Source organism: Oceaniglobus trochenteri (genome assembly GCF_020529025.1).
GTDB classification, from domain to species: domain Bacteria; phylum Pseudomonadota; class Alphaproteobacteria; order Rhodobacterales; family Rhodobacteraceae; genus Oceaniglobus; species Oceaniglobus trochenteri.
Genome location: NZ_JACNMM010000010.1, coordinates 143,256 through 161,813, shown reverse-complemented (window position 1 = coordinate 161,813; position 18,558 = coordinate 143,256). Strand labels below are relative to the sequence as shown.

At 66.0% G+C, this 18,558-nt stretch carries 22 protein-coding genes; 7 read left to right on the top strand and 15 right to left on the bottom strand.

From position 1 onward, the window contains the following. Positions 1-140: 140 nt before the first annotated feature. Positions 141-1,766 carry an IS66 family transposase gene (gene tnpC / locus H7828_RS17575; protein WP_226782366.1) on the top strand — a complete coding sequence of 542 codons (1,626 nt, stop codon included), beginning with the start codon at positions 141-143 and terminating at the stop codon, positions 1,764-1,766. On the opposite strand, the gene H7828_RS17570 is transcribed toward tnpC, so the two are convergent. From H7828_RS17570 to H7828_RS17520, 11 genes are all read right to left on the bottom strand, one after another. Further along, positions 1,763-2,653, bottom strand: a complete 891-nt coding sequence (locus H7828_RS17570; protein ID WP_226782365.1) for an HNH endonuclease — start codon at positions 2,651-2,653, stop codon at positions 1,763-1,765. The genes tnpC and H7828_RS17570 overlap by 4 nt on opposite strands. 140 nt (positions 2,654-2,793) lie before the next feature. Further along, on the bottom strand, positions 2,794-3,474 hold the full coding sequence (locus H7828_RS17565) for a M48 family metallopeptidase (RefSeq protein WP_226782370.1): 681 nt from the start codon (positions 3,472-3,474) through the stop codon (positions 2,794-2,796). A 43-nt stretch (positions 3,475-3,517) separates the two neighbouring features. Continuing rightward, positions 3,518-4,024 (bottom strand): DUF6653 family protein, encoded by a 507-nt coding sequence (locus H7828_RS17560; RefSeq protein WP_226782364.1) that lies wholly within the window; start codon positions 4,022-4,024, stop codon positions 3,518-3,520. A gap of 80 nt (positions 4,025-4,104) precedes the next feature. Then, entirely contained in the window at positions 4,105-4,695 is a 591-nt protein-coding gene (locus tag H7828_RS17555; protein ID WP_226782363.1) for a DedA family protein, read from the bottom strand. Next, complete coding sequence (locus H7828_RS17550; RefSeq protein ID WP_226782362.1) at positions 4,692-5,051, bottom strand: hypothetical protein; 360 nt, start codon at positions 5,049-5,051, stop codon at positions 4,692-4,694. Before H7828_RS17550 ends, H7828_RS17555 begins: the two co-directional genes overlap by 4 nt. Positions 5,052-5,244: 193 nt before the next feature. Continuing rightward, the gene (locus tag H7828_RS17545) at positions 5,245-6,438 is read right to left on the bottom strand and encodes a vWA domain-containing protein (RefSeq protein ID WP_226782361.1); all 1,194 of its coding nucleotides are present in this window, start codon (positions 6,436-6,438) and stop codon (positions 5,245-5,247) included. A 5-nt stretch (positions 6,439-6,443) separates the two neighbouring features. Next, positions 6,444-6,608: a hypothetical protein gene (locus H7828_RS17540; RefSeq protein ID WP_226782360.1), complete on the bottom strand. Its 165-nt coding sequence runs from the start codon at positions 6,606-6,608 to the stop codon at positions 6,444-6,446. Next, positions 6,605-7,987, bottom strand: coding sequence for a DUF2927 domain-containing protein (locus H7828_RS17535; protein WP_226782359.1), 1,383 nt, complete (start codon positions 7,985-7,987; stop codon positions 6,605-6,607). The genes H7828_RS17540 and H7828_RS17535 overlap by 4 nt, the downstream gene beginning before the upstream one ends. Next, positions 7,984-8,427: a GNAT family N-acetyltransferase gene (locus tag H7828_RS17530; RefSeq protein WP_226782358.1), complete on the bottom strand. Its 444-nt coding sequence runs from the start codon at positions 8,425-8,427 to the stop codon at positions 7,984-7,986. Before H7828_RS17530 ends, H7828_RS17535 begins: the two co-directional genes overlap by 4 nt. Next, on the bottom strand, positions 8,424-9,323 hold the full coding sequence (locus tag H7828_RS17525; protein ID WP_226782357.1) for an AEC family transporter: 900 nt from the start codon (positions 9,321-9,323) through the stop codon (positions 8,424-8,426). The genes H7828_RS17530 and H7828_RS17525 overlap by 4 nt, the downstream gene beginning before the upstream one ends. Positions 9,324-9,354: 31 nt before the next feature. Beyond that, positions 9,355-10,194 (bottom strand): AAA family ATPase, encoded by an 840-nt coding sequence (locus tag H7828_RS17520; protein ID WP_226782356.1) that lies wholly within the window; start codon positions 10,192-10,194, stop codon positions 9,355-9,357. A 158-nt stretch (positions 10,195-10,352) separates the two neighbouring features. On the opposite strand from H7828_RS17520, the gene dksA reads away from it, so the two are divergent. Next, on the top strand, positions 10,353-10,799 hold the full coding sequence (gene dksA / locus H7828_RS17515) for an RNA polymerase-binding protein DksA (protein WP_226782369.1): 447 nt from the start codon (positions 10,353-10,355) through the stop codon (positions 10,797-10,799). Positions 10,800-10,871: 72 nt separating this feature from the next. Continuing rightward, positions 10,872-12,032: an FAD-dependent monooxygenase gene (locus tag H7828_RS17510; protein ID WP_226782355.1), complete on the top strand. Its 1,161-nt coding sequence runs from the start codon at positions 10,872-10,874 to the stop codon at positions 12,030-12,032. 29 nt (positions 12,033-12,061) lie between these two features. Here the strand turns inward: H7828_RS17510 and tpiA are convergent, their stop codons facing one another. Further along, positions 12,062-12,814, bottom strand: a complete 753-nt coding sequence (gene tpiA / locus H7828_RS17505) for a triose-phosphate isomerase (RefSeq protein ID WP_226782354.1) — start codon at positions 12,812-12,814, stop codon at positions 12,062-12,064. A 104-nt stretch (positions 12,815-12,918) separates the two neighbouring features. Between tpiA and H7828_RS17500 the strand changes: the two genes are divergently transcribed. Together H7828_RS17500 and pssA are read left to right on the top strand one after the other, a co-directional pair. Next, positions 12,919-13,653 carry a phosphatidylserine decarboxylase gene (locus tag H7828_RS17500; RefSeq protein WP_281070771.1) on the top strand — a complete coding sequence of 245 codons (735 nt, stop codon included), beginning with the start codon at positions 12,919-12,921 and terminating at the stop codon, positions 13,651-13,653. 4 nt (positions 13,654-13,657) lie between these two features. Then, entirely contained in the window at positions 13,658-14,434 is a 777-nt protein-coding gene (gene pssA / locus H7828_RS17495) for a CDP-diacylglycerol--serine O-phosphatidyltransferase (protein ID WP_226782352.1), read from the top strand. On the opposite strand, the gene H7828_RS17490 is transcribed toward pssA, so the two are convergent. The 3 genes from H7828_RS17490 to H7828_RS17480 form a co-directional block, all read right to left on the bottom strand. Continuing rightward, a complete protein-coding gene (locus tag H7828_RS17490) occupies positions 14,416-14,796 on the bottom strand; it encodes a HesB/IscA family protein (protein ID WP_226782351.1) in 381 nt (126 codons plus the stop codon). The two genes, pssA and H7828_RS17490, sit on opposite strands and share 19 nt — an antisense overlap. A gap of 309 nt (positions 14,797-15,105) precedes the next feature. After that, on the bottom strand, positions 15,106-15,471 hold the full coding sequence (locus H7828_RS17485) for an SUF system Fe-S cluster assembly protein (RefSeq protein WP_226782350.1): 366 nt from the start codon (positions 15,469-15,471) through the stop codon (positions 15,106-15,108). Positions 15,472-15,546: 75 nt separating this feature from the next. Continuing rightward, on the bottom strand, positions 15,547-16,959 hold the full coding sequence (locus H7828_RS17480) for a RimK family alpha-L-glutamate ligase (protein WP_226782349.1): 1,413 nt from the start codon (positions 16,957-16,959) through the stop codon (positions 15,547-15,549). Positions 16,960-17,025: 66 nt separating this feature from the next. Here H7828_RS17480 and tgt point away from each other — a divergent pair, with 66 nt between their 5' ends. Together tgt and H7828_RS17470 are read left to right on the top strand one after the other, a co-directional pair. After that, on the top strand, positions 17,026-18,156 hold the full coding sequence (gene tgt, locus H7828_RS17475) for a tRNA guanosine(34) transglycosylase Tgt (RefSeq protein ID WP_226782348.1): 1,131 nt from the start codon (positions 17,026-17,028) through the stop codon (positions 18,154-18,156). Next, entirely contained in the window at positions 18,153-18,524 is a 372-nt protein-coding gene (locus tag H7828_RS17470) for a hypothetical protein (RefSeq protein ID WP_226782347.1), read from the top strand. Before tgt ends, H7828_RS17470 begins: the two co-directional genes overlap by 4 nt. Positions 18,525-18,558 lie beyond the last annotated feature (34 nt).

The following is an 18,558-nucleotide window of genomic DNA, read 5'->3' as shown; positions in this document are numbered from 1 at the left end:
CGGCCCAGCTCGGGTATCTTCTGGAGGGGATCGACTGGCGCAATCCGCGCTGGACCCAACGCCCTGCAAAGGCGGGGTAAATCGGCGTCATTCGCCTTATTTGCATGGGCTTTCCAATACCGGAATGGTAAGTCTTGGCCATGTCAGATGCCGCTTCCGAGATCGCAAGATTGCGTGCCGCACTCGCGGCCTCGGAGGCCCGTGCGGAGGCCGCCGAGAGCGAGCTGGCGCAGGCCCGGGCGGTGGTCTCGACCTCCGAGGCGATGATCAAGCATCTCCGGCTCGAGATCGCCAAGCTCCGGCGCGAGCAATACGGCCACAGCTCGGAACGTCGCGCCCGCCTGATCGACCAGATGGAATTGCAGCTCGAGGAACTCGAGGCCGCGGCCACCGAAGACGAGATCGCCGCCGAGAAGGTGGCGAAGACCATGACCGTCGCCGGGCTCAAACGTCGCCGTCCGGCGCGCAAGCCCTTCCCGGAGCATCTGCCGCGCGAGCGCGTGGTGATCGCGGCGCCCACGGCCTGTTCCTGCTGCGGCTCGGATCGCATCGTGAAGATGGGTGAGGATGTCACCGAGACGCTCGAAGTCATTCCCCGGCAGTGGAAGGTAATCCAGACGGTCCGGGAGAAGTTCACCTGCCGCCATTGCGAGAAGATCAGCCAGCCGCCGGCGCCGTTCCACCCCACGCCCCGGGGCTGGGCCGGTCCGAACCTGCTGGCGATGATCCTCTTCGAGAAGTTCGGCCAGCACCAGCCTTTGAACCGCCAGGCCGAACGCTATGCGAAGGAAGGTGTCGAGATCAGCCTCTCGACGCTTGCCGATCAGGTCGGGGCCTGCGCTGCTGCGCTCGAGCCGATCCATGCGCTGATCAGGACCCATGTTCTTGAGGCCGAACGGCTGCACGGCGACGACACGACGGTGCCGCTGCTGGCGAAGGGCGGCACGCAAACCGCGCGGCTCTGGACCTATGTCCGGGACGACCGCCCCTTCGGCGGCGGTAGCCCACCTGCCGCGCTGTTCCACTTCTCGCGTGACCGTGGAATGGCCAACCCCAACCGGCATCTCGCCGGATGGCAGGGCATTCTGCAAGCCGATGCCTATGGCGGCTACAATGACCTCTATCGCGCCGACCGCGATCCGGGGCCCGTCGAGTCTGCGCTCTGCTGGAGCCATGCCCGGCGCAAGTTCTTCGAGCTCGCCGACATCAAGGGGAACGCCCGGAAGGGCAAACCCGCCCATGACATCTCCCCTGTCGCGCTGGAGGCCGTCGCCCGGATCGACGCGATCTTCGACATCGAGCGCGGCATCAATGGCCTGACGGCTGCGGACCGTCAGGCTGCCAGGCACCAACTGTCCCGGCCTCTGGTCGAGGAGCTTCATGACTGGTTGCGCGCCGAACGCGACCGGCTGTCAAAGCACAACCCGGTCGCCAAGGCGATCGACTACATGTTCAAGGCGGAGCGCTGGCCCGCCTTCACCCGGTTTCTCGACGATGGCAGGGTCTGCCTGACGAACAATGCGGCGGAGCGGGCGCTGCGCGGTGTCGCGCTTGGCCGGAAGTCTTGGCTCTTCGCTGGCTCCGAGCGTGGTGGTGACCGCGCCGCCTTCATGTATTCCCTGATCGTCACCGCGAAGATGAACGATGTCGATCCTCAGGCCTGGCTCGCTGATGTCCTTGCCAGGCTACCCGGCACGACGGCTTCTCGGGTGCCGGATCTGCTGCCCTGGAATTGGAAGGCGTCCGAACTTCGGCGAGCGGCCTAAACCGCGGTCCACGCCGGATGGTTACGCAGGTTCTCTGGGTGAGGGATGTTCCACGGATCGGCAGGCTTGGCCAGTTTGCCACCGGGGGCCAGCAGACGGCCAATGACATCGCCGGGCACCTTGTTGTGGGACACCAAAATCGTCTCGCAATCGTCGGCCACGGAAATCAGGCCGCGATCAAACATCCAGTGCAGTGTGCCGGACAGGGCAAGGCCATTGCGCACCGAATCGCTGCCTTTGCTTTCGACCGGGCGGATATGTGCGGCCTGCACCTCTGGCCGCCCACCGCCGTTGCGCAGCATCAGGCCAGACATGGCGCAGCGGTATCCATATGCCTCGCGCACTTTTCGACGGAACGCGACTTCGCGGTAGGGTCGGCGGGTCAAGCGCTCAAGCACTGGCCTTTGAAATGGTTCGGCCCCCTCATCCATCTGAGCCGGCTGTGGATCATAGCGTGTTGCCTCGATCTGCTCCAGATCCTGTGGCAGACCCAAATTGACGATGCGTGCAAAGTCGGCCTCAGGCAGGCGCCTGACGGCAAGCTGAACCGCGCCGCCCCTCTTCGGTGTGCCATCCGGTTCGGTCAGCGCCGTTTCCATAGGCCGACCCTGCAAAAGTCGAGGCACTGTCCGGTCGAAGGGAAGAAAGCTCCCGCGCTCGATCATGGCGAAGAACCGGCCCTCGGCGCCTGGCTTCGGGATCACCTTTTCAAGTTTGGCCACAGCAAAATAGCCCCGCGGACCTGCCTTGACCGGCTCGTAATAGATGACCCAGTCGCCGACTGCCTCTTTGATCGCCTTCAAATAGGCGCGCGGGAAATCATAGACGACATCAGGTTCGTCGTCGTAGATCGAACCGGCTTTGTGAAGGAGGACAAGTTTGGCCATGCACCCAGGAAAACTGTAACCGACAGGAATGCAAGCGTTTTCAAAGGCGGCAGGTGTATGCAGGCAAAGCCACGAGGTTCGTGGCGCGGTCGGGCTGCTTTGGTCAGGGTCATTCCCGGGGGGCAGCGCCCCCGGCCAGTTCAGCGCCAGCGCGCCTCGTTGGCTTCGATGGCGGCGATCCTCTCGTGGGTCTTGGGGTGGCTCATCAGCCAGGCGGGGGCGGTGCCGCCGCGCGCGCCGGTCAGGGCCTCAAGCTTGGTGAACAGGCTTTTCTGCGGGCCCGTGCCAAGGCCGATCTTGGTCAGCAGCGCCGAGGCATAGGCGTCGGCCTCGTATTCGTCCTTGCGCGACAGGCGCGCCGCCAGAAGCGAGGTCAGCGTTCCGGCGATCCAGACGCCGATTCCGGGCAGGAAACGCGACAACACCATGGCCATGGCGGTGCGCAGGGCATTCTGACCGGAAAAGTCGATCATCCGGCGCCGCGAATGGCCCAAGGCGACATGGCCCAGTTCATGGGCGATGACGCTGGCCATCTCCTCGGCGCTGACCTCTCCGGCGCGATAGCGGTCGTAAAATCCGCGGGTGATGAAGATCCGCCCGTCCGGCGCGGCAAGGCCGTTGACCGGCGCGATTTCGTAGATGTGAACCTTGATCCGCTTCAGATCAAGCGCTTCGGCCATCCGGTCGCAAAGGGCGCGCAGGGTGGCGTCGGCCAGTTCGGTCGATTTCTCGTTCAGCTCGCGCGCCGTGCGCCAGGCCGAAAAGCGATACATCGCCAGCCCGTAAAGCAGTGCAAGAAGGATCGGCGTGAACTTCAGCATCATTCAGATATGGGGTGCGCGGGCGCGCAAGGCAAGCGCGGCTTCAGCGCATCCATCCGGCATAGACTGGCTCGACCGCGGCCATGTCGTGATAAAGCCAGACCATCCTGTCGAGAAACCACAGCTTCGCAAGGATCACGACGGTGCATCCCACGCCCACGGCCCAGGGGGCCAGCACCCACAGCCCATAGGCCAGCGGTATGATGCCCAGCCCGGACAGCAGGCTGAGAACCAGGGCCGCGCGCGCGTGATGGGCCGGGATCGGCACCGTCTCGGCGTTCAGCCAGACCCTTTCGCCCATGACCGCGCGCGACATCCAGTGGCGCGTGCTGGCGGGCGGCGAAAAGACGCGCGGGTTGGCCCAGATCCAGATCAGGAGGGCCGCCAGCGGCACGAGGCACCACCAGCCGATCCAGATGCGCGCATAGATCGCCAGCGCGATCAGCGGCAGCACCGGCAGCCGTGTCCAGCCCGACAGGGGGTTTGCATGCCGTTCCCACACCGGGTCGGTCATTGCGAAACTGGCGGCAAGGCGGCCCATCACGGCCATGGCAATATCGTCCTTCTGCTCCTGTTCCGGGTATGGCGGTTCGGCCCGAAAATGAAAAGGGGGTGGGGGGATGCCGCCGCTCAGCCGTCCTGGCGCGGCACGCTCTGACGCCAGAGCCACAGCCCGAGGCCCGCCGTCACCACCAACCCTGCCGCCGCGCCGCTGGCGTTGCTCAGGATTGTCGCCACCGCCTCGATCTGGTCGGCAAAGATGTAGCCCGCGCCAAGATAGATCGCCACCCAGACGCCTTCGCCCAGGACCGCCCAGAAGGTGAACCGCACCCAGGCCATGCCCGTCGCCCCGGCGATATAGTTGACGTAGGGGCCAAGGGGGCTGAACAGCCAGCGGCTGAGATAGACCGCCATGCCGCCCCGGCGCGCGGTCAGGGCGCGGGCCTGCTCCAGCAGGCGTGCGGCGCGGCCCCGGGCGCGGGTGACGATGCCGCTGCTCCAGCGCCCCAGGGCAAAGCCGGCCTGATCGCCCGCCAGCGCGCCAGCCAGGGCCGCCAGCGCGCAAAGCGTGAGGCTGAGATCGTCGCCGGCGGAAAAGGCCCCCGCGCTCAGCATGATGAGCGAGGTCGGCACCGGCACGGCCAGGCAACTGAGGAAGGTCGCCGCCAGGACAAGCAGAACGCCGTGGTGGATCACCAGGTCGGCAAGGGCGTCTGTCATGGGCGGCGCGCCGGGCGTTCGGGGCGATGTTGCGCGATGGCGGCTTCGACCTGATCGATCAGGATGGCGACGGGCAGGCCGCGCGCCTCGGCCAGGTCTTCCAGCGTCAGTCGCCGCCCCGGCAGCCGGTCGAGCGTCAGCGCATCCTGCACGACATGGGGCGGCACCTTCCACGAATGGGCGATATAGCGCGGCGTCATCCAGGATTCGATTTCCTGGAAGCGGTGCGCCGGGTCGGCCCACCAGATGGCAAACATCACCGAACGCGTGCCCATGGCCACGGTCACCGCAAGGACCAGCGCAAACAGCACTGTCGCGACGCGGTGGCGGCGCCAGAGATATCTGAGCCGACGCATCACGGCGCGGTCGACGGCATCTTGCGCCGAAGACGCGCGGAACTTGGGCGCGGGGGGCTGTCATCGCGAAATGTCATGGCTGTTTCCCCCGTTTCTGCCTTGCCAACATGGCGGGCTGTGGGGCCACGGGCAAGGGGCGGGCTGGTGTGATCATTGCCAGGCGTGCGTTTTTGGGCCCATGTGGCGGCAATTCTCAGGCGCTGCGCGCCAGAGTGCGCATCCCGCGGTTCAGCCCCTCCAGCGTCATCGGCACCATGCGGTCGGCTCCGAATGCCTCGGCGACCATCCCGATCGACCGGGTGTATTGCCAGAACCGTTCGGGCACCGGGTTGATCCACATGTGATCGGGCCACTGGTCGCGGGCGCGGTCAAGCCAGGTCAGCCCGGCCTCGGAGTTCATGTGTTCGTTTGCACCGCCCGGATAGAGAAGTTCGTAAGGCGACATCGACGCATCGCCCACGAAGATGCATTTCCAGTCCGCGCCATAGGTGCGCAGCACGTCCTGCGTCGGGGTCTGTGCGTTCCAGCGGCGGGCATTGTCGCGCCAGACGCCTTCGTAAAGGCAGTTGTGGAAATAGAAATGTTCAAGATGCTTCAACTCGGACCGCGCGGCCGAGAACAGCTCTTCCACCACCTTCACATGGGGGTCCATGGAACCGCCCACGTCGAGAAACAGCAGAACCTTCACCGCGTTGCGCCGTTCGGGGCGGGTGCGCACATCCAGCCAGCCCTGATGCGCGGTGGCGCGGATGGTATCGTCCAGGTCCAGTTCCTGGGTGGCGCCATCGCGGGCCCATTTGCGCAGGCGCTTGAGCGCGACCTTGATGTTGCGGGTGCCCAACTCGACGCTGTCGTCCATGTTGCGAAACTCGCGTCGGTCCCAGACCTTGACGGCGCGCTGGTGGCGACCTTCGTCCTGGCCGATGCGCACGCCCTCGGGGTTGTAGCCATGGGCGCCGAAGGGCGAGGTGCCGGCGGTGCCGATCCACTTGTTGCCGCCCTGATGGCGGCCCTTCTGTTCGTCCAGCCGCTTTTTCAGCGTCTCCATCAGCTTGTCAAAGCCGCCCAGGGCCTCGATCTCGGCTTTTTCCTCGGAGCTCAGGTGCTTTTCGGCCATCTTGCGCAGCCAGTCCTCGGGCAGGTCGACGGCCTTCAGAACCTGTTCGGGGGTGATGCTTTCAAGCCCCGAAAAGGCGGTGGCGAAGGCGCGGTCGAAACGGTCGATATGGCCTTCGTCCTTGACCAGGGTACAGCGGGCCAGGAAATAGAAGGCCTCGACATCATAGGTGACAAGGCCGGCCCGCAGCCCTTCGAGAAAGGCAAGGAATTCGCGCAACGACACCGGAACCCGGTTCCGGCGCAGTTGATCGAAGAAGGGCAGGAACATCGGGCCTAAAGCACCCGGGCCAGCAGGATGGTGACGAACAACCCCAGAAGTGCCCCGGCGATGAACAGGCTGCCGCCATACTGCGCCATGTCAAGCCGCCGGCCACCGCGCTTGCGGGCCAGCAGAACGCCGGAAACTGCACCGGCCAGAGCGAAGACAATGATGATCATGAAGCATCCGTAATCTGGGCCGCAAGTCTGCGGCGCGGGTTGAGGGCCGAGATTTCAGACGCGCGCTTGCGCACCTCGGCATCCGAGCCGAAGCCATAGCGCGCCCAGCCCAGGCTGTCACGCCGCAGGTCTTCGGCCGCAGCCGCACGCCCGAGAAGATCCAGCGCCTCGACCTTGAGCAACAGCAGCGTTGCCAGCAATGCGGCATTTTCGGCGTCGGCCACCACGGGCAGGTTGGCGTCGATGATGTCGATGGCAATTTCCGCCTGCCCCGACGACAGCGCGACGGCCGCCAGTTGCATCGCGATATGCGCCTCGTGAATTCGGGTTTCGGGGTTGGTGGAATAAAGCGCCCCGGCCTGCAGGAAAGAGGCCAGCGCCAGTTCGGGATCGCGCCCCAGCGACAGGCGCCCCAGCGCGAAAAGCGAGAAGGCCAGGCGGTTGTCCGTCCAATCGGCCGAGCGCGCCAGGGTGACGGCGCGTTTGGCCGCCTCTTGCCGCCGCGCCAGGGTGTTGCGCGGGCCAAGGGCCGATTCGATTTCGGCGATCCAGGCGCGGCTGGTGGGCGGGCGCGGCGCGGTCTTGTGATGGTTGCCGCGCGGGTTCAGCCGCGACAGGATGGCGGGCAGGCGGGCGGCCACGGTGGCGCGGTCCATGCCCGAATGCAGCTGGTCATCGTAGGTGGCGCGCAGGATCAGCATGTCAAAGCCGGTCAGCACGGTGTGGAAGTTGTCGTCGTTGAAGACGGAATCCGTCAGGCTGTAGAGGTCGTTCAGTGGGCCGAGGGCCTGTGCCACTTCCTCGTGCAGGCAATCGCGCACCTCTTGCGGGGCCACGTCCGAGGGAATGAAGATCGCCATCTTCTCGCGCAGGCGTAGGGTGGTCCAGTCGGTGACGGCGGTGCGGCGGTTGCGCTTGAAATCGTCCCACCCGGTGACGCGCGGCACGACAAAGCAGGCGGCCTGGGGCACGGCGCGCTGAAGCTCGGAGCGGGGGATCGTCTCGACCGTGATCGACGCGGGAAGGTCGGCACCGACACGGCGGATGTCGATGCCCGCCTCATCGCGGAACCGCGACACCAGCCGGTCAAGATCGCCGATCATCCCCGGCGGCGTCTGGCCCAGGACGCGGATCGTGACCGGCCCCTCGAACCGGGTCAGCACCGGAAGCGGGCGGCCGGATTCCAGCATGAAGGACAGGTTCAGAAAATCCTCGGCGATCGACTCGTTCGACCGGGTCGGGCGGGTCACATGGGGTTTGGCGAAGGTCTTCATCGGCGGCAGGGACAGAACATCACTGCGGGCGCGGTCCTGCTGGCCGGCGGGCGCGCAGGCGGTCACGGCGGCAAGGCCAAGCAGGGCGATCGTGCGGGCGATCATGGGCGGGCGTACTTGATGAAGGGCGTCAGGGTGCCGATGCGGTCGTAAAGCTGGCGGGCGGGTGTGTTGAATTCCTGCGTCAGCCAATAGACCGAGGGCGCCCCGGCGGCATCGGCAATGCCATAGATGGTTTCGATCAGGCTGCGGGCGACGCCCTGACCCCGGCAGGCGGGATCGACAAAGAGATCCTGAAGATAACAGGTGTTCTCGATCTTCCAGGCGTGGCGGTGAAACAGGTAATGGGCCAGCCCCACGGGCCGCCCGTCAAGCAGCGCGATCAGCCCGTTGAAATCCTGCGGATCGTTCCCCAGCAGCCGCGCGAAGGTGCTGTCGAACACCGAGTCGGGCAGGGTGGTTTCGTAATAGGCCAGGTACCCGGCCCAGAGGCGCCCCCATTCGGGCCGGTCGTCGGGGCAGGGCGGGCGGATGTTCAGGGTCATGCAAGATAGGCCAATGAAAAAAGGGACAGCAGGCTGGTCCAGATGATGACCGGTGCAATCGAGTCGGTCCGGACACCGTAGAGCATGGCCAATGCGAAAGCCATGGCGCCCGAGGGTCCGGCCGCCGTCAGAACCACCAGATCCTGCCAGGTGTTGCCCGGCGACACCACGACAAGCGCGGCCCAGATCAGCGCCGGAAAGGCCACAAGCTTGAGCGCCGAAAAGGCAAGGATCACCGGCGTCGGGCGCACCGGATGGCCCGAGAGGATGACCCCCAGCGCAAACAACGTCAGCGGTGCCGCCCCCGCACCGGCGAATTCTGCCGCCGTCAGCACCGGCTGGGGCAGGGAAAGGCCGGACAGGTTGATGGCAAGGGCAATCAGGATGGCAAGGATGATCGGGTTGCCCGAAACCCGCCGCAAGGCCCCGCCGCTGGCCCGGTTCCCCGCCATGATCTCCATCGAGATGATGAAGAAGCTGAAGGTGAAGGTCGAATCCCAGGCCACCACCGCCGTGACCGGCAAGGCCGCCTCGGGCCCGTAGATCAGAAGCGAGATCGGCCAGATGTAAAGCAGCGTGTTGATGAAGATCACCGTCATGGCCAGCAGCCAGGCCTCGAGGTGCGCGCGCCCGAAGACCGCCCGCGCCACCCAGTAGGACAGCGCGAATCCCAGGGCCTGGCACAGCCCGTAAAGTGCAATCGCCCCGAAATCGAAGGTGCCAAGGTCAAGCCCGGTGATCAGCAGGAAGATCAGCGGCGGTTGCAGCACCAGAAAGGCGATGCGGTTGATCGCCCGCGCCTCGCCGGGGCTGGCCTTGCCGCTGCGCCCCATGACAAAACCCAGCGCCAGCATGGCAAAGACCGGCAGGATGTTGTGGGTCAGGACGTGAAGCATCAGGGCCTTCTGCCGGCCTGCCCGTCGGGCGTCACCGCTGGCCCCGCGCCATGAAGGCCAGCCGCTCGAACAGGTGCACGTCCTGTTCGTTCTTCAGAAGCGCGCCATGCAGGCGGGGCAGGGCATCGGCGCCCCGCTTCTTCAGGTCGTCGGGGGTCAGATCCTCGGCCAGCAGCAGCTTCAGCCAGTCCAGCACCTCGGATGTCGACGGCTTCTTCTTCAGGCCCGGCGTATCGCGCAATTCGTAGAACTGGGTCAGCGCCGTGGTCAGCAGGGCATCCTTGATGTCGGGATGACGCACATGGACGATCTTCTTCAGCGTCTCGGCGTCGGGAAAGCGGATGTAGTGGAAGAAACAGCGCCGCAGGAAGGCGTCGGGAAGCTCTTTCTCGTTGTTGCTGGTGATGATTACCACGGGGCGATGGCGCGCGCGCACGGTCTGGCCGGTTTCGTAGACGTGGAATTCCATCCGGTCCAGCTCTTGCAGCAGGTCGTTGGGAAACTCGATATCCGCCTTGTCGACCTCGTCGATCAGCAGCACGACACGTTCTTCCGCCTCGAAGGCCTGCCACAGCTTGCCCTTGCGGATGTAGTTGGCCACGTCGTTGACCCTCTCGTCGCCAAGCTGACTGTCGCGCAACCGGCTGACGGCGTCGTATTCATAAAGGCCCTGCTGGGCGCGGGTGGTGGATTTGACGTGCCATTCGATCATGCCAAGCCCCAGGGCCGAAGCCACCTGGCGGGCCAGTTCGGTCTTGCCCGTGCCCGGCTCTCCCTTCACCAGAAGGGGGCGTTGCAGCGTGATTGCTGCATTTACCGCCACGGTCAGGTCGTCCGTGGCGACATAGGCATCGGTGCCAGTGAATTTCATGGGATTTTCAAACCTCTACCTGTGGTTGCTCACGTTTCGAGTGCGCACCGGTCACAATGCACCATGGCCCTTTCAAAGCCTAGTGACAACCGGGTGGCGTTCCGATATTGGACCGCCCAAGGGAGTTGCCCATGGTCGATCACACCAGCGATGTTGCCATGGGGCAAAACGAGGGAGAGATGATGAAGGTAGATGCCTTTCTGCCCGACAATTACAGTCCAGCCGAAGACGAGCCTTTCATGAATGACAGGCAGGTGGAGTATTTCCGCCGCAAGCTTCTGGCCTGGAAGGCCGATCTGATGGACGACAGCAAAAGCACGGTTCAGGGCTTGCAGGATGGCACCCGCAACATCCCCGACGTGGCCGACCGCGCGTCCGAGGAAACCGATCGCGCCCTGGAACTGCGCACCCGCGACCGCCAGCGCAAGCTGGTCGCCAAGATCGACGCGGCCCTGCGCCGGATCGAGGATGGCGAATACGGCTATTGCGAAGCGACAGGCGAGCCGATTTCGCTCAAGCGGCTGGATGCCCGCCCCATCGCCACCCTCAGCCTTGAGGCGCAGGAGAAGCACGAGCGGCGCGAGAAGGTTCACCGCGACGACTGATCCGGTGACGCGACATGGCATCAGGCGCCGGGGTGGAAACGCCCCGGCGCTTTTCGTTTCGGGGTAGGCAGGATGACACCATTGCAGATCACGGTTCTGGGCGGGGGTATTGCCGGTCTGGCCTGTGCGACGGCGCTGGCGCGGGCCGGGCAGGCTGTGCGCGTCTTCGAACGGGCCGACGAACTGGGCGAGGTGGGGGCCGGCCTGCAACTCAGCGGCAACGGCATGGCGGTGCTGCGCGCGCTGGATATGGGCGGCGCGATCCGCGAACGCTCGGGCGGCAACCATGCGGTGAAGCTGCGGGTCGGTGCGACGGGCGCGCGGCTGATCGCCATGGACATGTCGCCCGATGACTTCCGCTTCATCCACCGCGCCGACCTGATCGACGTTCTGGCCGATGGCGCGATCAAAGCCGGGGTGGACATCCAGACCGGGCGCGCGGTCAGTGCCGTCGCGCTGACCGACAGGGGTGCCACCCTTTCCCTTGCCGATGGCGGGCAGGTGGACACAGGGCTGGTGATCGGGGCGGATGGCGTGCGCTCGGTCCTGCGCCCGGTGGTCAACGGCGCGGGTCAGCCATTCTTTACAGGGCAGGTGGCCTGGCGAGCGCTGATCCCCGGCACCCAGGCCCCGCCCGAGGCCGAGGCCGAGGTTTTCGTGGGGCCGGGGCGCCACCTGGTGCGCTATCCGCTGCCTGCCCGTGGGCTGATCAACCTTGTCGGGGTCGAGGAACGCGAGGCCTGGGCCGAGGAAAGCTGGCACAGCACCGGCGACCCCAAGGCGTTCCGCGCCGCCTTTTCGGGGTTCTGCGAACGCCTGCGCCGCGATCTGGACGCGGTCACCCAGGTCAACCTCTGGGGGCTGTTCCGCCATCCGGTCGCGGATCGATGGCACCGCGGGGCGGGCGTGCTGATCGGGGATGCCGCCCATCCGACCCTGCCGTTCCTGGCCCAGGGCGCGAACTTGGCGCTGGAGGACGCCTTCGTGCTGGCCGACTGCCTGTCACACCACCCGGTGGACAAGGCACTGGCGCTTTACCAGCAGCGGCGCGACGGGCGGGTGCGCCGCGCCATCGCCGCCGCCAATGCCAATGCCCGCAACTACCACCTGTCGCACTGGTGGCAGACCGGCCCGGCCCACACGGCGCTGCGCCTGCTGGATCGCACCGCTCCGCGCGTGATGGCCGACAGGTTCCGCTGGCTTTACGATCACGACGTCACCGCCCCGAGATGAGCGACCGCGAGGGAGCGAAGAGCGCCGCCTCAGGCCTTTTCCAGTGCCGCGATGATGCCGCCGAAATCATCCGCCTTCAGTGACGCGCCGCCCACGAGGGCGCCGTCCACATCGCGCACGGCAAAGATCTCGGCGGCGTTCGACGGCTTGACCGACCCGCCGTAAAGCAGCCGCATCCCCGCGCCTTCAGCACCGAAGCGCGCTTCAAGCTCGCGGCGCAGGAAGGTGTGCACCTCCTCGATCTGCTCCAGCGTCGGCACCTTGCCGGTGCCGATGGCCCAGACCGGTTCGTAGGCGACGACGGTATTGGCCGCCGTCGCACCCTCGGGCAGCGATCCGGCAAGTTGCGCACCGCAGACCGCCAGCGTCTCGCCCGCCTCGCGCTGGTCCAGCGTTTCGCCGATGCAGACCACGGCAACAAGGCCCGCCCCATGGGCCGCCTCGGTCTTGGCGCGCACCTGGGCGTCGGTTTCGCCATGGTCGGTGCGCCGCTCGGAATGGCCGGTGATCACATGGCTGGCCCCCGCATCCACCAGCATCGCCGCCGAGGTGTCGCCGGTATGCGCACCGCTGGCGGCGGCGTGGCAATCCTGCCCCCCCACGGCCACGGCGCTTCCCTGTGCCAGGTCTGCCATGCGATGCACCAGGGTGGCTGGCGGGCACAGCAGGATGTCACAGCCCGGCGCGCCATGGGCGGCCAGCAGCGCGCGCACCTGATCCAGCGCCTCGGCGGTGCCGTTCATCTTCCAGTTGCCAGCGGCCAGTTTGCGTCGTGCGGTCATTGCCCTATTATCCTTGTTCCAACGTGGTTGCCCCGGCTTAGCCCGGATCGGGGCCCTGCGCCAAGGGCCGTGGCAAAGCGGGACATTGTTTTCACCCCGCATTTCTGCCAAACGGCAGCGAACCGAGATCAGGGAAAGCGCCCGCCATGAACATGATGTCCACCTTCGTCAAACCGATGCACCCCGAGGGGCGGCGTTTCGTGGCGATCTTCGCCGCCATCACTCTGGTGCTGTTCCTGCTGTGGGAACCGCTGGGCTGGATCGGCGTGGGACTGACGGTCTGGTGCTATTACTTCTTCCGCGATCCCGATCGCACCGTGCCGACGCGCGAGGGGCTTCTTGTCAGTCCCGCAGACGGGATCGTGTCGCTGATCGAACGGGCCGTGCCGCCCTCGGAGTTGGGCATGGACGCCACGCCCCTGACCCGGGTCAGTGTCTTCATGAACGTCTTCAACTGCCATGTGAACCGCGCGCCCATCGCCGGAACCGTGGGCGCCGTGGCCTATCGGCCGGGCAAGTTCTTCAATGCTTCGCTGGACAAGGCCAGCTCCGACAACGAACGCATGTCGCTGGCACTGAACCTGCAGGACGGGCGCCAGATTGCAGTGGTACAGATTGCCGGCCTCGTGGCGCGACGCATCCTCTGTTTCGTCGAGAAGGACACGGTGCTTCGGACGGGCGAACGTTTCGGGCTGATCCGATTTGGCAGCCGGGTCGATGTCTACCTGCCCGAGGGGGTTTCCCCGATGGTCAGCGTCGGGCAGGGAACGATTGCCGGTGAGACTGTGCTGGCCGACCTGACCAGCGGCGAACCGGCCCGCATGGCGCGGGTGGAGTAACCCCATGAAACCCCCAAAGGCCCCCAAGTCGGAGATGCACATCGTTCAGCTTCTGCCCAACCTCCTGACGCTGGCGGCCATCTGCGCCGGTCTCACGGCGATCCGGTTTGGCATCGAGGGCAATTTTGAACGCGCGGTCAAGCTGATCCTGCTGGCGGGGGTTCTCGACGGCGTCGACGGGCGGGTGGCGCGGCTTTTGAAAAGCGAAAGCCTGATCGGGGCCGAACTGGATTCCCTGGCCGATTTCGTGAACTTCGGCGTGGCGCCCATGCTGCTGATCTATCTCTGGGGCCTGCAGGACATGCGCAACGAGGCCTGGATCGCCATGCTGCTGTTTTCGGTCTGCTGCGTGATCCGCCTGGCGCGGTTCAACGTCGGTGCCCGGGCCGGGGCCGACGTGGGCGAGAACCGCAAGGAGAAGAAGGCCGATTTCTTCACCGGCATCCCGTCGCCCGCCGGGGCGATCCTGGCCATGCTGCCGATGTATCTCTATTTTCTCTGGGGCTATCGGCCGACATCGCAATTTGCCGATGTCACGGTCTGCGCCTGGGTTGTTTTCGTCGGGCTGATGATGATCAGCCGGGTGCCCACCTTTGCCCTGAAGAAGGTGACCATCGCCCGCACCAAGGTGCGGTACTTCATGATCGGCTTCGTCTTCTTCATCGCCGCGCTGCTGACCTATACCTGGCTGACGCTGGCGGTCTGTTCGCTGATCTACCTCGCAACCATCCCCTTCAGCATCCGCGCGGCGGGGCGCGCGCCTCAACCCTCCGAGGACTGAGGCGTCAGTTCCGACACATCCTTGAACTTGATCGATTCGCCGCAGCCGCAGGCATCGGCGACATTGGGATTGCGGAACTTGAACCCCGATTCCAGAAGCGAGGTTTCATAGTCGATCTCGGTTCCGAACAGGAACATCTGTGCCATGGGGGCGATCATCACCCGGGCGCCGTCAACCTCGACCACCTCGTCAAGATCGTCGATCTCGGTCACGTAGTCCATGGTATATTCCATGCCCGCGCAGCCGCCCTTCTTGACGCCGATGCGCAACCCCTGGTGACCGTCGCGGGCCATCAGGCGGGCGATCTGCCTCTGGGCGGCGGGGGTCATGGTGACGGCCTGCTTGCCGGGTATGCCGAACATGGTGATATCCTTCCGAGCGTTTGTACAAAGGTAGTGCCTTCGCGCTGCCGGCTCAAGGGCGGTCAGCGCGGGGTGCCTGTTGGGGGCAAAAAGAAACAATCCGGCGGACCGGGCCGTCCGAGAGCGCGAATTTCGCAGGCCAGCAGGGAAACCAAACCCGGTTCTTCCAATCCGGTAAGGATGGAAAGGGCCTGGCATGAAAAAGGGGAGGGCGCGAACCCTCCCCGTATTCGTCATGAAAAGGCGCTTGGGGGTCGATGCGCCCTTGTCGCGCGGCCGGGTAACGGCGATGTGACGGTCGCGTGAAACCTACATGAAGCCCAGTTCAAGCCTTGCTTCATCGCTCATCATCTCCATGCCCCAGGGCGGTTCCCAGACCAGTTCGACGTTCACGGTCTTCACGCCGGGCAGTGGGGCGACGGCATCGGCGACCCAGCCGGGCATCTCGCCCGCGACGGGGCAGCCGGGGGCGGTCAGGCTCATCAGGACAAGGACATCGTTTTCGGGGCTGATGTCGACGGTATAGACAAGACCCAGGTCGTAGATGTTGACCGGGATTTCCGGGTCATAGACGCTGCGGCAGGCCTCGACCACCTGGTCATACAGGGGATGATCGGTCGAGGAGGGGCGGATCAGCGGCGCGCCTTCCAGCGGGGGGCTTGTGTCTGCGGTCATCTTTTCCTCGCGGTTTCGCGGCAATAGTTGACCAAACATATAAGGAATGGCGCGGGGCGCGTAAAGGGCACCGCTTCACCCCGCGCCTGCGGCACGGCGGCGCGGGGGGCGCGGCGCGGGGCGCAGGCGCTTTTCCAGCAGGTCAAGCACGAGGGCCGCGATATTGCGCCCCGTCGCGGTTTCAAAGCGCGACAGCCCCGGCGTGGCGCTGAGCGAGAGGACCTTGGGCCCCTCGGGCGTGCGCAGCAAATCGACGCTGGCCAGTCCCAGCTTGAAGGCGCGGGCGGCCTTCTGGGCGGTATCGCGTTCGGCCTTGGTGGTTCGGGCGGGTTGCGTGTGGGCGCGCCGGTCAAGATCGGTGGTATCGCCCCCCGGCGGGCGTTCCAGCGCCGCGATGAACTTGCCCCCCAGCACCAGGCATCGGATGTCGCGCCCGGCGGCGTCGGGCAGGTAATCCTGCACCAGGAAATTGGCGTTCAGCCCGCGAAAGGCGGTGATGACCGACGCCGCGGCCGCCTTGGTGTCGGCGCGCACGGTGCCATCCCCCGCCGCATTGTCGAGCAGTTTCAGAACCAGCGGCGCCCGACCCGCCAGGACGATCAGGTTGCCGGTATCCTTGGGCGATGCGGCAAAGGCGGTGGCGGGCATGCCGATGTGATAGCGCGCCAGAAGCTGGTGGGCATGAATGCGGTCGCGCGACGAGGTGATGCCTTCGGAGCCGTTCAGGCAATGGGTGCCGATGGTTTCGAACTGCCGCACCAGTGCCGCGCCATAGCCCGACATCGTCGCGCCGATGCGCGGGATCACCGCGTCATAGCGGGGCAGGGGCGCGCCGTCGCAATGCACCTCGGGCGACAGGGCGTTCATCGCCATGTAGCAGCGGGCGGTGTCGATCACGTCGATGCGGTGGCCCCGCGCGCGCGCCTCGTCCACAAGGTGGCGGGGGGTGTAGGCGTCGGGTTCACGGCTGAGGATGGCGATGGAAAGCGGCCGGTCGGGCGCGGGGGCGTGGCGGCGCGCGCCGGGATAGACATCATAGGACAGCTGTGGCTGACAGAAGCTTTCGCCCGGCGCCACCACCGCACCGCCCTCAAGCGCCTGTCGGCCCAGCAACATCCGGTATGCCATGGCGCCACGGTCGGTCAGGGTCAGTTCGACCGGCCACTGGCGCGGGCCGATGGCGATGGGCGAAAGGATGACATAGCGGTATTCGGTTTCGCCGTTGGACGACGTGACCTCGCGCCGGTCATGGACGGGGGCGGTGCAGCGCACCACCAGGTCGTGGCGCCCGGGAATCGGATGGACGGCAAAGCGCACCATGGGGGCATCGGGTGGGCCGAAGGGTTCGATATCGAAGGCATGCAGCGCCGAAGTGCGCGCGCCGGTGTCGACCTTGACCTTCAGCGCCGGCAGGGCAAGCTGGGGCAGGGCGCACCATTCCTCCCATCCCAGGCGCAGATCGGCGGGGGTGTCGGCGGCGTCGGGCATGTCAAAGCTCCTTGCGGCAGGGGCCGGGTTCGGGCCAGAAGGGGCCAGGCGAAAAGGGTGAGACAGATGGTTGAGCGCATTGCATTTCAGTTGAATGGCACAGATGGCGCGGCGCGCACAGGGGTGATTTCAACCCCCCGCGGCGAGATCCGCACGCCGGCCTTCATGCCCGTCGGCACCGCCGCCACCGTCAAGGCGATGATGCCCGAAAGCGTGCGCGAGACGGGCGCCGACATCCTTCTGGGCAATACCTATCACCTGATGCTGCGCCCCACGGCCGAGCGGATCGCCGCCCTGGGCGGGCTGCACCGCTTCATGAACTGGGATCGTCCGATCCTGACCGACAGTGGCGGTTTCCAGGTGATGAGCCTGTCGGGCCTGCGCAAGATGAGCGAGAAGGGCGTGACCTTCAAATCCCATATCGACGGATCGCGCCACGAACTGACGCCCGAACGCAGTATGGAGATTCAGCGGCTTCTGGGCAGCGACATCGTGATGTGCTTCGACGAATGCCCCGCACTTCCGGCCGACCGCGACCGCATCGCCGAGTCGATGCGCATGTCGATGCGGTGGGCCCAGCGGTCGCGCGATGCCTTCGGCGACAGGCCCGGTCACGCCCTGTTCGGGATTCAGCAGGGCGGGCTTGAGCGTGACCTGCGCGAGGAAAGTGCCAGCGCGCTATGCGATATCGGCTTTGACGGTTACGCCGTGGGCGGGCTGGCCGTGGGCGAGGGGCAGGCGGCGATGTTCGACTGCCTCGACTACGCGCCGGGGCAACTGCCCGAGGACAAGCCGCGTTACCTGATGGGTGTGGGCAAGCCCGACGATATCGTCGGGGCGGTCAAGCGGGGCATCGACATGATGGATTGCGTGTTGCCGTCCCGCTCGGGGCGGACGGGGCAGGTGTTCACGCGCCATGGCGTGGTGAACATCAAGAACGCCCGCCACCAGGACGACCCGCGCCCCCTGGACGAAAACTGCCGGTGTCCGGCCTGCCGCAACTATTCGCGCGCCTATCTGCACCATGTGTTCCGGGCGCAGGAGATGATTTCGGGGATGCTTCTGACCTGGCACAACCTGACCTATTTCCAGGACATCATGCAGGGCATGCGCGACGCCATCGCAGGTGGCACCTTCGCCGCATGGGAGGCCGACTTCCACGCCGGGCGCGCCGACGGCGATATCGAGCGGCTGTGAAGAACGGGGTCTTCCTGCCCCTGCTGGTTGTCGTCGTCTGTGTCGCGGCCCTGACCGGCACCATCCGGGGCACCCTGATCGGCGGCCTTGTCGTGAGCGGTGCCATGATCACCGCCCATGTCTGCGCGCGCCGGGCCGGGCGCTGGCGGGTGCCGGTCTTTGCGGTGATCTTCACCGCCCTGCCTGTCGCCCTGGCCCTTGCCCTGGCCGATGCCATGGGCCTGTCGGTGACAACAGGGGGCGCGCCTTCCTTTGCCGGGGGCCGGGTGACGGGCGCGGGCCTGCGCGAGTTGCTGGTGGTCTTTGGCGGATTCGCGCTTCTGGCCCTTGCCGTGGATGCCATCGCGGCGCGTTATCTGCCGCGCTAGGGTAAAATTCCGGGCATCCGGGGCGAAAATGAAC

Bases quoted from the DNA above. Each gene is read 5' to 3' on its own strand.
- tnpC (WP_226782366.1), top strand. From the start codon at position 141: ATGTCAGATGCCGCTTCCGAGATCGCAAGATTGCGTGCCGCACTCGCG.
- H7828_RS17570 (WP_226782365.1), bottom strand. From the start codon at position 2,653: ATGGCCAAACTTGTCCTCCTTCACAAAGCCGGTTCGATCTACGACGAC.
- H7828_RS17565 (WP_226782370.1), bottom strand. From the start codon at position 3,474: ATGCTGAAGTTCACGCCGATCCTTCTTGCACTGCTTTACGGGCTGGCG.
- H7828_RS17560 (WP_226782364.1), bottom strand. From the start codon at position 4,024: ATGGCCGTGATGGGCCGCCTTGCCGCCAGTTTCGCAATGACCGACCCG.
- H7828_RS17555 (WP_226782363.1), bottom strand. From the start codon at position 4,695: ATGACAGACGCCCTTGCCGACCTGGTGATCCACCACGGCGTTCTGCTT.
- H7828_RS17550 (WP_226782362.1), bottom strand. From the start codon at position 5,051: ATGCGTCGGCTCAGATATCTCTGGCGCCGCCACCGCGTCGCGACAGTG.
- H7828_RS17545 (WP_226782361.1), bottom strand. From the start codon at position 6,438: ATGTTCCTGCCCTTCTTCGATCAACTGCGCCGGAACCGGGTTCCGGTG.
- H7828_RS17540 (WP_226782360.1), bottom strand. From the start codon at position 6,608: ATGATCATCATTGTCTTCGCTCTGGCCGGTGCAGTTTCCGGCGTTCTG.
- H7828_RS17535 (WP_226782359.1), bottom strand. From the start codon at position 7,987: ATGATCGCCCGCACGATCGCCCTGCTTGGCCTTGCCGCCGTGACCGCC.
- H7828_RS17530 (WP_226782358.1), bottom strand. From the start codon at position 8,427: ATGACCCTGAACATCCGCCCGCCCTGCCCCGACGACCGGCCCGAATGG.
- H7828_RS17525 (WP_226782357.1), bottom strand. From the start codon at position 9,323: ATGCTTCACGTCCTGACCCACAACATCCTGCCGGTCTTTGCCATGCTG.
- H7828_RS17520 (WP_226782356.1), bottom strand. From the start codon at position 10,194: ATGAAATTCACTGGCACCGATGCCTATGTCGCCACGGACGACCTGACC.
- dksA (WP_226782369.1), top strand. From the start codon at position 10,353: ATGGGGCAAAACGAGGGAGAGATGATGAAGGTAGATGCCTTTCTGCCC.
- H7828_RS17510 (WP_226782355.1), top strand. From the start codon at position 10,872: ATGACACCATTGCAGATCACGGTTCTGGGCGGGGGTATTGCCGGTCTG.
- tpiA (WP_226782354.1), bottom strand. From the start codon at position 12,814: ATGACCGCACGACGCAAACTGGCCGCTGGCAACTGGAAGATGAACGGC.
- pssA (WP_226782352.1), top strand. From the start codon at position 13,658: ATGAAACCCCCAAAGGCCCCCAAGTCGGAGATGCACATCGTTCAGCTT.
- H7828_RS17490 (WP_226782351.1), bottom strand. From the start codon at position 14,796: ATGTTCGGCATACCCGGCAAGCAGGCCGTCACCATGACCCCCGCCGCC.
- H7828_RS17485 (WP_226782350.1), bottom strand. From the start codon at position 15,471: ATGACCGCAGACACAAGCCCCCCGCTGGAAGGCGCGCCGCTGATCCGC.
- H7828_RS17480 (WP_226782349.1), bottom strand. From the start codon at position 16,959: ATGCCCGACGCCGCCGACACCCCCGCCGATCTGCGCCTGGGATGGGAG.
- tgt (WP_226782348.1), top strand. From the start codon at position 17,026: ATGGTTGAGCGCATTGCATTTCAGTTGAATGGCACAGATGGCGCGGCG.